The organism is Ruegeria sp. HKCCE4148 (assembly GCF_017872495.1).
GTDB lineage: Bacteria > Pseudomonadota > Alphaproteobacteria > Rhodobacterales > Rhodobacteraceae > Ruegeria.
The window spans coordinates 65802-79125 of record NZ_JAEDOS010000009.1 but is presented as its reverse complement, the minus strand read 5'-3'; the positions used below and the strand labels follow the sequence as shown (position 1 = coordinate 79125).

19 protein-coding genes are annotated in these 13324 nt (G+C 57.2%); 5 read left to right on the top strand and 14 right to left on the bottom strand.

Annotation, left to right across the window (positions count from 1 at the left end):
• The first annotated feature begins 5 nt into the window (after positions 1–5).
• Entirely contained in the window at positions 6–332 is a 327-nt protein-coding gene (locus tag I9187_RS18535) for a potassium channel family protein (protein WP_209509767.1), read from the top strand.
• Between the two features lie 89 nt (positions 333–421).
• Here the strand turns inward: I9187_RS18535 and I9187_RS18530 are convergent, their stop codons facing one another.
• Complete coding sequence (locus I9187_RS18530) at positions 422–1231, bottom strand: division plane positioning ATPase MipZ (protein ID WP_171236198.1); 810 nt, start codon at positions 1229–1231, stop codon at positions 422–424.
• Between the two features lie 218 nt (positions 1232–1449).
• Between I9187_RS18530 and I9187_RS18525 the strand changes: the two genes are divergently transcribed.
• Together I9187_RS18525 and I9187_RS18520 are read left to right on the top strand one after the other, a co-directional pair.
• Positions 1450–2337 carry an AEC family transporter gene (locus tag I9187_RS18525; protein WP_171180881.1) on the top strand — a complete coding sequence of 296 codons (888 nt, stop codon included), beginning with the start codon at positions 1450–1452 and terminating at the stop codon, positions 2335–2337.
• A 93-nt stretch (positions 2338–2430) separates the two neighbouring features.
• Entirely contained in the window at positions 2431–2802 is a 372-nt protein-coding gene (locus tag I9187_RS18520; protein ID WP_050605279.1) for a VOC family protein, read from the top strand.
• 72 nt (positions 2803–2874) lie between these two features.
• Here the strand turns inward: I9187_RS18520 and rpmE are convergent, their stop codons facing one another.
• Both rpmE and rplS read right to left on the bottom strand, forming a co-directional pair.
• The gene (gene rpmE / locus I9187_RS18515) at positions 2875–3096 is read right to left on the bottom strand and encodes a 50S ribosomal protein L31 (protein ID WP_050605278.1); all 222 of its coding nucleotides are present in this window, start codon (positions 3094–3096) and stop codon (positions 2875–2877) included.
• An 11-nt stretch (positions 3097–3107) separates the two neighbouring features.
• A complete protein-coding gene (rplS, locus tag I9187_RS18510) occupies positions 3108–3491 on the bottom strand; it encodes a 50S ribosomal protein L19 (protein WP_170575547.1) in 384 nt (127 codons plus the stop codon).
• Between the two features lie 381 nt (positions 3492–3872).
• Between rplS and I9187_RS18505 the strand changes: the two genes are divergently transcribed.
• Positions 3873–4673, top strand: a complete 801-nt coding sequence (locus I9187_RS18505; protein ID WP_171180879.1) for a GH25 family lysozyme — start codon at positions 3873–3875, stop codon at positions 4671–4673.
• Here the strand turns inward: I9187_RS18505 and I9187_RS18500 are convergent.
• The 10 genes from I9187_RS18500 to ffh all read right to left on the bottom strand — a co-directional run bounded on the left by I9187_RS18500 (position 4670) and on the right by ffh (position 11554).
• Positions 4670–5095, bottom strand: a complete 426-nt coding sequence (locus tag I9187_RS18500; protein ID WP_171238791.1) for a hypothetical protein — start codon at positions 5093–5095, stop codon at positions 4670–4672. The genes I9187_RS18505 and I9187_RS18500 overlap by 4 nt on opposite strands.
• A gap of 134 nt (positions 5096–5229) precedes the next feature.
• The gene (gene trmD, locus I9187_RS18495) at positions 5230–6039 is read right to left on the bottom strand and encodes a tRNA (guanosine(37)-N1)-methyltransferase TrmD (RefSeq protein WP_171180875.1); all 810 of its coding nucleotides are present in this window, start codon (positions 6037–6039) and stop codon (positions 5230–5232) included.
• The gene (locus I9187_RS18490; protein WP_209940290.1) at positions 6036–6851 is read right to left on the bottom strand and encodes a hypothetical protein; all 816 of its coding nucleotides are present in this window, start codon (positions 6849–6851) and stop codon (positions 6036–6038) included. Before I9187_RS18490 ends, trmD begins: the two co-directional genes overlap by 4 nt.
• A complete protein-coding gene (rimM, locus tag I9187_RS18485) occupies positions 6851–7354 on the bottom strand; it encodes a ribosome maturation factor RimM (RefSeq protein ID WP_171180872.1) in 504 nt (167 codons plus the stop codon). Before rimM ends, I9187_RS18490 begins: the two co-directional genes overlap by 1 nt.
• Positions 7355–7502: 148 nt before the next feature.
• On the bottom strand, positions 7503–8138 hold the full coding sequence (gene bluB / locus I9187_RS18480) for a 5,6-dimethylbenzimidazole synthase (protein ID WP_209509766.1): 636 nt from the start codon (positions 8136–8138) through the stop codon (positions 7503–7505).
• 12 nt (positions 8139–8150) lie between these two features.
• Positions 8151–8540, bottom strand: a complete 390-nt coding sequence (gene rpsP / locus I9187_RS18475) for a 30S ribosomal protein S16 (protein WP_170388164.1) — start codon at positions 8538–8540, stop codon at positions 8151–8153.
• 67 nt (positions 8541–8607) lie between these two features.
• The gene (locus I9187_RS18470) at positions 8608–8904 is read right to left on the bottom strand and encodes a chorismate mutase (RefSeq protein ID WP_050605269.1); all 297 of its coding nucleotides are present in this window, start codon (positions 8902–8904) and stop codon (positions 8608–8610) included.
• Positions 8901–9440 carry a GNAT family N-acetyltransferase gene (locus I9187_RS18465; protein WP_171238793.1) on the bottom strand — a complete coding sequence of 180 codons (540 nt, stop codon included), beginning with the start codon at positions 9438–9440 and terminating at the stop codon, positions 8901–8903. The genes I9187_RS18470 and I9187_RS18465 overlap by 4 nt, the downstream gene beginning before the upstream one ends.
• Positions 9437–10045 (bottom strand): GNAT family N-acetyltransferase, encoded by a 609-nt coding sequence (locus tag I9187_RS18460; RefSeq protein WP_171180859.1) that lies wholly within the window; start codon positions 10043–10045, stop codon positions 9437–9439. Before I9187_RS18460 ends, I9187_RS18465 begins: the two co-directional genes overlap by 4 nt.
• The gene (ffh, locus tag I9187_RS18455; RefSeq protein ID WP_171180857.1) at positions 10046–11554 is read right to left on the bottom strand and encodes a signal recognition particle protein; all 1509 of its coding nucleotides are present in this window, start codon (positions 11552–11554) and stop codon (positions 10046–10048) included.
• Between the two features lie 252 nt (positions 11555–11806).
• On the opposite strand from ffh, the gene I9187_RS18450 reads away from it, so the two are divergent.
• Positions 11807–12694: a sulfotransferase domain-containing protein gene (locus I9187_RS18450; RefSeq protein WP_171180855.1), complete on the top strand. Its 888-nt coding sequence runs from the start codon at positions 11807–11809 to the stop codon at positions 12692–12694.
• Here I9187_RS18450 and I9187_RS18445 read toward each other — a convergent pair.
• Positions 12691–13212 (bottom strand): hypothetical protein, encoded by a 522-nt coding sequence (locus I9187_RS18445; RefSeq protein ID WP_171180853.1) that lies wholly within the window; start codon positions 13210–13212, stop codon positions 12691–12693. The two genes, I9187_RS18450 and I9187_RS18445, sit on opposite strands and share 4 nt — an antisense overlap.
• Positions 13213–13324 lie beyond the last annotated feature (112 nt).

Below are 13324 nucleotides of genomic sequence, written 5' to 3'. Positions count from 1 at the left end.
TCGCCATGGGTTGTGACGTCAGCTATATATGCACCTTCTTGTCAGTCTTCTTTCAGGACCTGATATATCTGTCGCCGATTTTGCTGTTTTTGTTGGTATCTATATGTGCGCTGGGGCAATGGATTGGCAGGATCGAAGGCTGGTCCACCGGAGTGAGCCTTTATCATGCGTTCATAAACGTAACCACGGTTGGCTACGGTGACTTTAAGCCGATGAAATCTGCCAGCCGGATTTTATCCGTTATCAACGCGATTGTCGGACTGATCTTCGTAGGAATTGTCGTCGGAATAGGTGTTCACGCCGTGGAGTCGGCGATGAGCGTCGTGTTCTGAATTAGGGGCTTCCTAACTCCAGATCTGGTACGAACATTGCAACTGCCAAAAGCCGGTTGGTTGCGCAAACCAATCAAAACGGTAGCCGCTTAGAAATCAATCTCCACACCCGGCAGGTTCAGCTCTTTCATCATATCGCGCAGTTCCTGGCGGGCGGCGATGTTTGAGATGTTCAACTGCTTGACGCCGATGTCCTTGAGGTCCAGCAGGGTCAGGCCGCGTGGGAACAACTCGCGGAAGATGACCCGTTCGGAAAAGCCCGAGGCGACGCGAAAGCCGATGCGCTGCGACAGCATCTCGATTGCGCGCTGCATCTTTTCCTTGTTGACCATCCGCTGCGTGCCGACCCGGTTGCGGACCACAACCCAGTCGATCGGCTTCAGCCCGGCCTGCGCCCGCAACTGCCGCGCGTTCCAGACCATTTCGGAATAAACCGATGGTCCTAGGATTTTCTCACCCTTCGAATCGATCCGCGCCAGCAGGTCGAAATCAATGAAACTGTCGTTCAAGGGCGTGACAAGCGTATCAGCGAGCGAATGTGCCACCTGACTGAGCCGGGTGTGAGAGCCCGGGCAATCGATCAGGATGAAATCGCTGTCGCTTTCCAGTTGTGATACGGCGGCGGACAGGCGGTGGTCATAGATATTCTCACCAGGTTTCAGCGTGGCAGCGTCGATCTCGGGCAGGTCGTGATGGCGCGGGCTGGGCAGGGTCAGGTCCGAGCTTTTGAGGAAGTTGTTGCGGTTCTCAAAATAACGTCCCAGGCTGCGCTGACGCAGGTCCAGATCAAGTGTGCTGACCTTGTGTCCCAATCGGGCCAGCGCGGTGGCCACATGCATCGACACGGTCGATTTGCCTGCGCCACCCTTTTCGTTCCCGACCACAATGATATGTGCCATGCTTGTATTCCCAAGTCCCGCCGTGCTTCACTACACGTTGTTGACACCCACTATATGTTGTGTGGGTTGGGAAGAAAAGAACCTCAAGCGGCGGTTTCGGGCAATATCAGACCCTATTTTGGAAAACCCTGCGTGCTGCGCGGGTTACAGGCGGGCACTTGTCAATGCAACAGCTCTGATTCACAGTCCACATGCAGGTCTGGCAGGGAGAATTTGGCTTGGAACACCTGTTCCTGAACGTCTTGAACGTGGTTTTGCCGGTTTTGATCTGTGCCGGGATCGGTTTTGGGCTTGCACTGATTCATGCCCCCTTTGACAGCAAGGTGATCGGTGGGATCGTTTCAAAAGTCGGCTACCCAACACTGATCATCTCGCACTTGTCGACCACTAAACTGGCGGTGGGCACCTTTCTGGACGTGATGACCGCAGCCGCTTTGGCAGTGGCGGGGTTTGGCGTGTTGGGTTTTGTTGCCCTGAAGGCCCTGCGCCTGCCGGTCAGGGCGTTTCTGACGCCTTTGATGCACGGAAATGTCGGCAATATCGGTTTGCCGATTACTCTGCTGGCATTGGGTGATGCGGGCATGGCTTATACCATGGCGTTTGTGGTGGTCGTGCTGATCAGCATCTTCACCTTGGGCATGTGGATTCCTGCCGGGGAGTTTTCGCCCAAGAAGCTGGCCACGTCCCCGATCATCTATGCCGTGGCGCTTTCGCTGATCCTTATGGCGACAGATACCAGCCTGCCTCAGCCGATTTTGAAGTCGTTTGATATTCTGGGCGGGCTGTCGATCCCGCTGATGCTGCTGACGCTGGGCCATACCCTGGCGACGTTGCGGGTTAAAACCCTGGGGCGGTCGATCCTTTTGACGCTGCTACATTTGGCGATGGCAGTTGTCATTGCCGGTGCATTAATCTGGTTTTTCGGATTTACAGGGCCGGAACGAGGTGCCGTGATCCTGTGCTGCCTGATGCCATCTTCGGTGGCGACCTATCTTTTCATCGATCAGCATGTCCCGGAGTACGGGCCCGATGTGGCAGGCTATATTCTGGTCTCGACGCTGGCGACAATACTGGTTCTGCCGGTGGCGCTGTCGTATTGGATTTGACATCTGACCGATGCCGGTTTCGTGACTTGTAACCGTCCGGTGGCTGGCGGACTATGCCCCGGAAACCATCCAGTATTCGAAGGGGTTCCGCATATGATCGGATATGTAACCATTGGTGTTTCCAACATGGACGCCGCCAAGACATTCTACACTTCGCTGTTCGAGGACAAAGGCGCGCAAGTTCTGATCGACGCTGGTCGCATTGCATTTATCGGCAATAATCCGGCGGCACCGATGCTGGCCGTTTGCGAGCCGTATGATGGCAATGATTGCGCATCAGGGAATGGCAATATGGTGTCTTTCGCTGCCGACACAAAAGAGGCCGTTACCACAATGTATGACAAGGCCATCAGCCTTGGTGCGACGGATGAAGGCGAGCCCGGGCAGCGCGTACCGGATCGGTTCTACGGTGCTTATGTGCGGGACCCAGACGGCAACAAGCTTTGCTTCTACGTCTTCGGATGAATTCGGACACATCGCAGGCAAGAAAAAAGGCCGCCCAATGGTGCGGCCCTTTGCAATTCAATCCAGTCAAGCTTAGAAGCCCAGACCTTCGTATTTCTTCTTGAACTTCGACACGCGGCCGCCGGCGTCCATCAGGCGCGACGAGCCACCGGTCCATGCCGGATGCACGGAAGGGTCGATTTCCAGAGCCAGCTGGTCGCCTTCTGCGCCCCAGGTGGATTTCATTTGAACCACTGTGCCATCGGTCATTTTGACGTCGATGACGTGATAATCGGGATGGATGTCTTTTTTCATCTTTCCGTTCCTTACGCTTCGGCGCCAGCCTTGGGCTTGTAGTTGGTGACTTCTGCGATACGTGCGGATTTACCGCGACGGGTGCGCAGATAGTACAGTTTGGCGCGACGAACGCGGCCACGGCGGACAACGGTGATGCTGTCGATGTTGGTCGAATACAGCGGGAACACACGCTCCACACCTTCGCCAAACGAGATTTTGCGAACGGTGAACGAACCGGCGATGCCTTCGCCGTTCTTGCGCGCGATGCAGACGCCTTCGTAGTTCTGCACACGGGTGCGCGACCCTTCGGTCACCTTATAGCCGACACGGATGGTGTCACCGGCTTTGAAATCGGGGATGTCTTTCCCCAAGGCGGCAATCTGTTCCGCCTCAAGCTGTGCGATCAGGTCCATCGCAGGTACTCCTATCTGCTCGTGGTTGGTCCACGAAGTTTGGGCACGGCCTGAGAGCTCTTGGTCTTCACCGGGTCCTGCACGCAGCCCGCCAGAGATCAGATCGACTGTTCCTTGGATCTGGTCTGATCTGACACGTCCCGGCCGAAGAAAGCTGAGCGTCACGCCGTGATGCAAACCAAAACACCGGAGTCGCATGATGCGGCACCGGATTGCGGTCGTTTAAGGGGATTGCGCGCAGGGATCAAGAGCTAATCGCACAGATTTCCAGCGTGGCACAGGTGGGAATCCGCCAGTCACAAATTGCAGCGTTGCCTTAGCCCGCAGATCGGGCATTCTGAGGCAAATTGAAAGAGCAGAATTTTGAACAGGACTTCAAGGATGCGATTGGCTTTGCTTATGGCGGTGGCGGCCGCAATGCTGGTATCTTGCGGGCGCAGTGGCCCGCAACCGCAGACGGTAGAACCCACGCAGGTCGTGGACCGGACGGCCCCTTCTATAATCTATCCCGATTTTGGCGACGCCGACCCCCATGACTGGGAGGGACGGCACCCCGGATTATACCCTGTCCACGGTCTGGACGTGTCGCGCTGGCAGGGACCTATAGACTGGCGCACGGCCAAAGCATCGGGTGTGAGTTTTGTTTTCATGAAAGCAACCGAGGGCGGAGATGTAGCCGATCCGATGTTCGATGAGCATCGACGCGGCGCGCAGGCCGCCGGAGTGCCCTGGGGAGCCTATCACTACTATTATTTCTGTCGTTCAGCGCGCGAGCAGGCGCGCTGGTTTATCAAGAACGTTCCCAAAGGGGCTGACCTTCCACACGTGCTGGACATGGAGTGGACGCCCCATTCGAAAACCTGCACGCTGCGGCCAGATGGCAGAACCGTCCGGGCCGAAGCGCAGCGGTTTCTGGATATTCTGGAACGGCACTATGGCCGTCGCCCGATTGTCTATACCACTGTTGATTTCTTCGAAGACACCGACATAGGCCGCCTGCCCAAAACCGAATTCTGGCTGAGGTCGGTCGCCGGCCACCCGCGCGAGGTCTATCCGCGCACCGTTTGGCGGTTCTGGCAGTACACTGGCACCGGGCTGGTGCCAGGTGTTCAAGGCAGGGTCGACATCAACACCTTTAACGGCACACCGGAAAACTGGGCCAGATGGAAGGCCAAGTCTTAGGTGTTCGGTGTCCGGTAGGTTTCAATCGTACCGCCGCTGACCAGGTGGTCCAGCCGCCGCTCACGTTCTTCACCATAGGCATTGCGCAGCCAGAAGGATTCACCCGCGTTGAGCTCGCGGCGTTCAAAGCCGCGTTCACGCAGGCAACGGTCGACCTGATCAATTTCACCCTGCACGCGCAACTCGTCTTGAAACGGGGCCGTAACCGCAGGCCCGATAATGATCCCCCAAAGAAGGATATTGGTCGTATAGCCGCCAATGACGGCGCTGTTTCCACCTTCATCCGCTTCCTGAGAACAGGAATCGACCGCCACCCGCGCCGAGTGCAGATTATGGCCAGCTTGTGTAGGAACAGACATCCCAAGCGGCTTTGTGGTGCAGGCTGAAACAGCCAGCACAACGCCAAGCAATAACTTTTTCATAATGTCGACAGACTCACTTTAAGCAACCCACGATTCTTATGGGCCTTAAAGGTGAATATTTTGAGGTGCGTTCAACTTCAAATGGCAAGTCGACAAACATTGAAGCTGCGGCATCCTCGCCACATTGTGTGCCCTTAGTCTCCGGTTTCCGAGGTGGTTTTCAGATACTCTGTCCAGATATCGGGGCGTCTTTCACGCGTGATGTCTTCTGACATTTTATGGCGCCATTCCGCAATGCGGCCATGATGGCCAGACATCAGTACCTCGGGGATCGGGCGACCTTTCCAGTCTGCCGGACGTGTATATTGAGGGTGCTCCAACAGACCCGAGGAAAAACTCTCCTCCTCGGTCGATGCCTGATTGCCTAAAACGCCGGGGATCAGACGAACCGTTGCGTCGATCAGGGCTTGCGCTGCAATTTCACCTCCGGTCATCACGAAATCGCCCAGAGACACTTCTTGAACGCCGTAATGTTCCAATACGCGCTCGTCCACGCCTTCAAAACGACCGCACAGGAGGGTCATGCCGTCACATCGGGCAAGGTTCTGCATCATGCGCTGATCCATGCGCCGCCCGCGCGGACTAAGGTAGATAAGCGGCCAATTGCCGTGTACACCCGCCATCGTATGTTCAATAGCTTCACCAAGAACATCTGCACGCAGCACCATCCCGGCACCGCCGCCAGCGGGTGTGTCATCGACATTGCGGTGCTTGCCGACGCCGAACTGCCGTAAGTCCACGGTTTCCAGCTGCCATAACCCTTCCTGCAATGCCTTGCCGGTCAGGCTTTCGCCCAGCACTCCGGGAAAGGCGGTGGGAAACAGCGTGATGATCTTGGCTTTCCAGACGCCGTGCAAATCCGGGGTCGAGGTCATCAGCTCGCGCGGTTTCAAGGTCGGTCGGATCGCCTTTCGACCATGGGATTTTTGGGGTGTGTCTGTCATATCTGGCGGGCCAGCTCGGTCTGGGCGGTTTGAATCAGAGCCCTCTTCTGGGTGATCAGAGCAGCTTCGTCCAGTGTCGAACGGTTCAGCGCCAGCATTTCTTGCAACACCTCGGCAGAAAAGCTGGGGGTTGAATGTGTGGGGCCCACGAGTTGCGATGTTTTATCGGGTGGCAGGTCGAGGAAACTAACAAATGATGCACCTGCGCCAAAGCGATGATCCTGAAATTGCTCCATCCATTCGGTTTGAAAGGTGACGGAAGGCAGCCGGTCTTTGATCCGGTCTGCGGTTTCCTGCAATGCAGGCAGGTGCGCGAGGTCAGCACGGAAGCTATCCAGGTCCTGCACCAACCGCGATTGCTGCAGGTCGTGTGCCCAAAGGCTGTACAGCCATGCATCGCGCTGGCGCAGTGACAGGTAGATGGTGATATCGACTTCGTCGCCCAGAAATCGTCGGTGCAGCACGCTGACCAGCGTTTCGGCCAGTTCCGGAGCAGCAGCATACCCCTCGTCGCGGTTCCTGCTGGGGCGCAGGCCCAGAAAGTTCTCCTCGCTCAGGATCAGCCCCCGGCGCTCACCAAAATCCAGTTCATTCAGAAAGGCTTGAACCTGACCGCCAAATCCGGCCAGCGTTGCGTCCAGCCTATAGATAGAATGGCGGGTGGCGGCCTCGTTCAGCCCGGCCTTGCGGGTCTTGTAGGGCAGAATCAGGGCAAATCGGGGCCAGATCAATCTGCGGTTTTCGTGCAGAAACGATTGTGCTGCGGCCATGCCTGTCTTGTGCAGGCCCAGATGCAGCAAAATGCGTCGCATCAGATCAGACCTTCGGGCGGGTCAGCCACGATGCGGCCTTGCTCCAGATCCACAGTCGGCACCACTTGCAGCGTAAAGGGCAGCAGGACCGTTGATTTCAAGCCTAGCCCATGCAGTTCCAGCAAATCCGCGGCGCCGTGGTTCTGCACGGATTTTACCTTGCCCAGCAGCGTACCGCCGGTGTCATAGACCTCAAGCCCGATCAGGTCGGTGTGATAAAACTCATCATCGGGCAACGAAGGCAACTGATCGCGCCGCGCAAACAGGCGCAGACCGTTCAGCGCATCGGCTTCTTCCTTGGTTTCGACCCCGCCCAGACGTGCCGCAAACCCGTTTTTGATGGTGCGCGTCAAAACAACCGGATAACGCTGTTCGCCGGTCTCATCTGTCAACGGAGAGTAGTGTTCGATATCTTCGGGCACGGCGCAAAAGCTTTTCAGGCGCACTTCGCCGCGTACGCCGTAAGACCCCGCAACGCTGCCGACGCAGATCAGATCACTCATTGGACGCGCCTGTTGTCAAACAAATCCCGTTTCTCCATTCGCCAAGGCCTTCGCAGGCCTCGCGTTGATTGCTGCGTTCAAAGAACACGCCGACAATAAAGGCGATCAGCAGCAAAATGGGAAGTCGAATCAATGCGAACATAAGGCCTTACCGTGTTTCGATTGTCAGGCCGTCAGCCCGGCTTTCCCAACCAACCCGCTCCAGTTCTGGCGTGTCCGAGGCTCGTTCCGGCCAGCCAACACAGAAATATCCGATCAGGCGCCAGTCTGCGGGAACATTCAGATCACGAGTCATTTGGTCAGGGTTCAAGATCGATACCCAACCCAGCCCCAATCCTTCGGCCCGCAACGCAAGCCAGAATAGCGTTATGGCAGAAACGACCGAATAGCGCCGCATCTCGGGCATCGTGCCCGCACCCAGCCCCAGGCCCTTGTCGGTACTGTCATCGCAAAAGACGGCCAGTTGCACCGGGGCTTCTTGCATTCCGGACAGTTTCAGGCGGCTGTAAAGCTGCGCCTTGTCGCCGGAATACCCCGCCAGCGCATCATCGTTGGCGGTTTGAAAATTCTTCAGCGCGGCGGATCGCGCCGCTTCGCTTTCTACGCGGATCACGCGCCAGGGTTCGCTGAGCCCCACCGAAGGGGCCAGTTGAAATGCGTCGAGGCAGCGCAACAGCACTGCCTCGTCCACGTGATCGGTGCGGAACCGGCGCACATCACGCCGGAGCCGCAACAACAGGTCAAACTGCGTGCGAAAATCGTCGGTGAAAGTCTGATCCCGCACGCGCTTGCCTGCTTATTCTTCTGCAGCCGCTTCTTCAGCCGGTGCAGCCGCCGCTTCGGCAGCTTCAGCAGCCTTTGCAGCTTTCTCTTCCGCGCGTTCCTGAGCTTTCTTGCCCGGGGTGCCCTTGTTGGGGTTGTTACGCTCGGCTTTTTCACGGGTACCGGCAGCTTCCAGCATACGTGCAATACGGTCGGTGGGCTGAGCGCCCTGATCCAGCCAGTACTGGATGCGCTCCATGTTCATTTTCACGCGCTCTTCGCTGTCTTTCGGCAGCAGCGGGTTGTAGGTGCCCAGCTTTTCGATGAAACGGCCGTCGCGGGGCATGCGGCTGTCAGCAGCCACGATGCGATAGAAGGGACGCTTTTTCGAGCCGCCGCGGGCGAGACGAATTTTCATTGCCATGGTGGTATCTCCTTTGAATGGCATCACGCCGGAGGCGTGTCTTTTGTTGAGCCGGCGTAGGCGCCGGTTAGTTCTGATGTTTCTTATGGTGTCGGATGACTTCCTGAATGATGAAATTCAGGAAAGCCTTGGCGAAGTCGGGGTCCAGATCGGCCTCTTTCGCCAGGTCTTCTAGCCGTGCGATCTGTGCCGCTTCACGCGAAGGATCGGACGGGGGAAGGTCGTGTTCGGCCTTGAGCTTGCCAACGGCCTGCGTGTGTTTGAACCGCTCGCCCAGCGTATAGACAAGGATCGCATCCAGTCGATCGATGCTTTCGCGATGCTCTTTCAACAGCGTGGCAGCCTGTGTCACGGGGTTGGTCATTGGCCGGTCCTTTCGGTGGTCAGGTCAATCTGCGGGTGACGCCAGATCTGGGCGCGTTTGCCCAGTAGCTCGGCATTTTCAAGCTCCAGCGTGGCTCCAAGGCGTTCTGCCAAAGCGCGCGAGCGGTCGTTGGCATGGGCGATGTACGAGATCACGCCGTTCAGCCCCTGTTGCCGCGCTGCATAGTCGCGTGCCGCCTGCGCCGCCTCAAATCCCAGCCCTTTGCCTTCGGCCTCGGCCATAAGGGTCCAGCCCAGCTCGGGCTCGGCCCAGCCGGGGGCATCGATCATACCGGCCCATCCAACAAATGCGCCGCTGGACTTTTCGGTCAGGTGCCACAGGCCAAAGCCCTTAAGAGCCCAATGTCCAAGGCGTTTCACGAGGGAGTCCCAGCTGCCAAGCTCATCCTTGGGTCCGCCGACCATATGGCTGCGCTTAGTCGCAAAGAACGCGGTCATCGCAGGCAGATCGTCCAGATGTGGCGCGCGCAGGATCAGGCGCTCGGTCTCGATGGTGGGGATAGTGAACGAGGTCATGCGTATGCCTCCATTCCGCCATCATTGTCCGATGAGACATAACGGTAAACGTGAACGGGCTCGTTGAATACGCTTTCGGCTTGCGCGTCCCGAGTTGCACCCACGCGCCGTGCGACATCTGCGGATTTCGCGTTGTCGGGATCGACATAACTGACCAGCGAAGGCAGGTCGTGTGTATCGAGCGCAAAGCTACGCACGGCAGCCACTGCTTCGGTTGCGATGCCTTGGCCTTCGGCTTCAGCGGTCAGCATGTAACCCAGTTCGTGTTCCTGATCGCCGAACTCCATAGCGACCGAGACAAATCCCGTGACAGTTCCGGTCGCCTTATCCTCAACTGTCCACACACCCGCGCCGCGCAAAATCCATCCTGCCACGTATTGGGTGAAATCCTGCCACGCGCCATTGCGATCAAATGGGCCATCCATAAAGCGTGCACGATCAGACATCAGAATTTCGGCATAATCCCCGAAATCCCGCAACTCAGGCGCGCGCAGCAGCAGACGAGTGGTCTCGATACGCGGCACCAAAGCACCCAACCGCGCAGACAGCGCGGCTGCAGGACCGGTGGCCGGAGCCTCCCAGGGATATGCCGATGGGGCCGTCATTTACTTTTTCTTGCCGAACCCGCTGAGGCCCTGCGGCAGACCCATACCGCCACCCAATCCGGGTAGGCCGCCGGGCATCTTGCCACCCATCGCCTTGGCCGCTTGTTCCAGCGCCTTGGGGTCCATGCCTGCGGCCATTTCCTCGGGCGACGGGCCACCTTTGCCGAACATGCCTTTCATGGCTTGTTTCAGCATCTTGCCTTTGCCCATCTTGCCCATCTTTTTCATCATGTCCGACATCTGCCGATGCATCTTGAGCAGCTTGTTCAGGTCGCTGACCTCCATACCCGAGCCTGCCGCGATCCGTTTCTTACGGCTCGCCTGCAATAGCTGAGGGTTGGCGCGTTCGCGTTTGGTCATGGATTGGATCATGGCGATCTGCTGGCGCAGGATCTTGTCGTCCAGACCGGCCTGATCCATCTGCTTGGCCATTTTGCCCATGCCGGGCATCATGCCCATCATGCCCTGCATGCCGCCCATCTGGATCATCTGCTCCAGCTGCATTTTCAGGTCGTTCATGTTGAACTGACCTTTGACCATGCGCTTCATCATGCGCTCGGTCTGTTCCATCTCCATCGTTTCCTGGGCCTTTTCGACCAAGGCAACGATGTCGCCCATGCCCAGAATACGACCGGCGATCCGGTCCGGCTCGAAGGTTTCGAGCGCGTCCATCTTTTCGCCAAGACCAACAAAGCGGATCGGCTTGCCGGTGACCGCGCGCATCGACAGCGCCGCACCGCCGCGTCCGTCACCGTCCATGCGGGTCAGAACCACGCCCGAGATGCCGACCTTTGCGTCGAACTCTTCGGCCACTTCAACGGCGACCTGACCGGTAAGGCCGTCGACGACCAGAAGGGTCTCGCGCGGGTCAACCGCGTTGCGGACCTGCTCGACCTCGTCCATCAGGACTTCGTCAATGTGCAGGCGGCCCGCAGTATCGAGCATGTAGACGTCGTACCCACCCAGAGTCGCCTGCTGCTTGGCGCGCTTGGCAATATCGACCGGTTTCTGACCAGGGATAATCGGAAGAGTATCGACGCCGACCTGAGTGCCCAGAACAGCCAACTGGTCCATCGCGGCCGGGCGATAGACGTCGAGCGAGGCCATCAGGACCTTCTTACCCTCTTTCTCTTTCAGGCGCTTAGCCAGCTTACCGGTGGTCGTCGTCTTACCCGAGCCTTGCAGACCGACCATCAGGATCGGGGCAGGCGGGTTGTCGATCTTCAGCTTGCCGGGGTCTTCTTCGCCGCGCAGGGTATCGACCAGCGCGTCATGCACGATCTTCACGACCTGCTGGCCAGGGGTGATCGATTTGGTGACGGCTTGGCCGGTCGCCTGTTCCTGAACCTTTTTGACGAAAGCGCGGGCTACTGGCAGCGAGACGTCGGCCTCAAGCAGCGCAACCCGGACCTCGCGCAGGGCGGTCTTGACGTCTTCTTCGGACAGAGCGCCCTGTTTGGTCAGCCGGTCAAAGACGCCAGAGAGGCGTTCGGATAGATTTTCAAACATGCCTTCGGCCTCCTATGCCGGTTATATTGTGGCACTTCCTACGTAGGAAACACCGGTTAAATACACAATTTCCCCCACGGGCGAAACTCGCTGGTGGGGGGCGATCCCTGAACGACTCAAGGGACCGGAAGATCGAAAGGCTTCCGGATGTTTGGCGGTCATTTACGCCTTGCGGCCGGGTGAGTCAAGATAAGCTATGTGAAGCCTGCTGGTGTAATGTACTCTGATCAAAACAAGCTTGGGGAGGGGGCGATGAGGGAGGATCTTCCTCAAAAGACAACCGACTATGTTGGCGAGGTGACAAACACCGATATCTGGTCCGGGTTCGAGATACGGCCAGACGATGTCTTTGTGTGCACTCCGCCAAAATGCGGCACCACGTGGACGCAGACTCTGGTGCGAATGCTGATCACGCAAACCGCTGACCCTAGCGTTTACGACAACAAGATCTCACCTTGGCTGGATTGCGGCTTTCGCGACCGTGTTGAGCAAGCAAATACACTGGACGCACAAACCCATCGGCGCTGCATCAAGACACATACCCCGCTGGATGGAATAAAATTCTCACCCGATGCGCAGTATCTGGTTGTGCATCGCCATCCCGTCGACGTTCATTTCTCACTGCGCCGGCATGTTGAAAACATGAAGGACGATTGGCTGGATTACCTATTCCCAGAAGATCTTTCGGAAGCTTTTGCAATGTTTCTGGATCGCCCCGCTTCTTCAAAAGGTACGGATGACTTGACCCTCAGATCTTTTGTTCATCACTTCAGGTCTTTTTGGGCCTATCGCGATTTGCCCAACATTCATTTTCTGCATTACGCCGAACTCAGCCGCGATCTGCCTGGGCAAGTCGCACGGCTTGCCCGCATCATGGATATCGAGATTGGGCCGCAATTGATCAAGGACATCGCCGAGGCGGGCAGTTTCGGGTCGATGAAAAACAACGCAAAACGCCTTGAGCAAACGCCCGGGTTCACCAGTGGGTTCCACGACTTTGCACAGTTTTTTTCATCGGGCACCAGCAACAAGTGGGAAGGCAAGCTGACGTCTGATGACATGGCCAAGTATGACACATGTATCTCTGAAATGGTCTCACCTGAAGAACGTTTGTGGCTGGAAAGCGGGTTTGCCCGTTAACCTACGCCTAGGTTGTGGTTGTTCTGTTTGGACGCAGGGAGCCAATTGTTTACTGCCTCAGCCAGCCGATGAGAACCCGACCCGCTAACAAAGGCTTCGACAATAGGGTGGCGACCAGCGCTCATTCCCTTATCCAGTACAAGGACGGTCCGATACATCCGCGAAGTGCTTTTGTTGCTTCTGGACGTCGTGCTTTCAACTTCGGCATGAGACAGGTTGGACAGTTTGTGTTCCACGGCCTTATAGCCGAACACCGACTGGCGGCGGATCAGAACACTGTCTTTTTGCCGGTCCAGTACAATCTGAACCCGCCTCACAAAGGTGCAGAAGGCACCAAGACCCATGCCACCCCCGAAGACTGCGAAGAAAAGGCCGAACCAAATGCCCTCGCCGCCTTTACTGGCCATGAACAGGCCGGCACATACAAAGGCGAGTATGAAGAGGACCAGTGTGATGCCGATGAACCAAGGCGTGTTTGAAAGGATCAACTGGTCAGGGGTATTGCGCTTGATTTTCATGACGGAACACTACAGCCTTTTCAGAATTCGTTGAAGCAAAGCGCAGCGTTCTTTGCCTGTGTCGAAAGGATAGGCAGCTTACAAACGATCTTGCGTATGCCGACAAGCTTGA

Excerpts from the sequence above, each read along its gene's own strand:
- I9187_RS18460 (WP_171180859.1), bottom strand. The coding sequence starts at position 10,045 with ATGACGGCCCCATCGGCATATCCCTGGGAGGCTCCGGCCACCGGTCCT.
- I9187_RS18530 (WP_171236198.1), bottom strand. The coding sequence starts at position 1,231 with ATGGCACATATCATTGTGGTCGGGAACGAAAAGGGTGGCGCAGGCAAA.
- I9187_RS18465 (WP_171238793.1), bottom strand. The coding sequence starts at position 9,440 with ATGACCTCGTTCACTATCCCCACCATCGAGACCGAGCGCCTGATCCTG.
- I9187_RS18450 (WP_171180855.1), top strand. The coding sequence starts at position 11,807 with ATGAGGGAGGATCTTCCTCAAAAGACAACCGACTATGTTGGCGAGGTG.
- rimM (WP_171180872.1), bottom strand. The coding sequence starts at position 7,354 with ATGAGTGATCTGATCTGCGTCGGCAGCGTTGCGGGGTCTTACGGCGTA.
- I9187_RS18490 (WP_209940290.1), bottom strand. The coding sequence starts at position 6,851 with ATGCGACGCATTTTGCTGCATCTGGGCCTGCACAAGACAGGCATGGCC.
- rpmE (WP_050605278.1), bottom strand. The coding sequence starts at position 3,096 with ATGAAAAAAGACATCCATCCCGATTATCACGTCATCGACGTCAAAATG.
- I9187_RS18470 (WP_050605269.1), bottom strand. The coding sequence starts at position 8,904 with ATGACCAACCCCGTGACACAGGCTGCCACGCTGTTGAAAGAGCATCGC.
- rpsP (WP_170388164.1), bottom strand. The coding sequence starts at position 8,540 with ATGGCAATGAAAATTCGTCTCGCCCGCGGCGGCTCGAAAAAGCGTCCC.
- I9187_RS18505 (WP_171180879.1), top strand. The coding sequence starts at position 3,873 with ATGCGATTGGCTTTGCTTATGGCGGTGGCGGCCGCAATGCTGGTATCT.
- I9187_RS18500 (WP_171238791.1), bottom strand. The coding sequence starts at position 5,095 with ATGAAAAAGTTATTGCTTGGCGTTGTGCTGGCTGTTTCAGCCTGCACC.
- trmD (WP_171180875.1), bottom strand. The coding sequence starts at position 6,039 with ATGACAGACACACCCCAAAAATCCCATGGTCGAAAGGCGATCCGACCG.
- ffh (WP_171180857.1), bottom strand. The coding sequence starts at position 11,554 with ATGTTTGAAAATCTATCCGAACGCCTCTCTGGCGTCTTTGACCGGCTG.
- I9187_RS18520 (WP_050605279.1), top strand. The coding sequence starts at position 2,431 with ATGATCGGATATGTAACCATTGGTGTTTCCAACATGGACGCCGCCAAG.
- rplS (WP_170575547.1), bottom strand. The coding sequence starts at position 3,491 with ATGGACCTGATCGCACAGCTTGAGGCGGAACAGATTGCCGCCTTGGGG.
- I9187_RS18535 (WP_209509767.1), top strand. The coding sequence starts at position 6 with ATGGGTTGTGACGTCAGCTATATATGCACCTTCTTGTCAGTCTTCTTT.
- I9187_RS18445 (WP_171180853.1), bottom strand. The coding sequence starts at position 13,212 with ATGAAAATCAAGCGCAATACCCCTGACCAGTTGATCCTTTCAAACACG.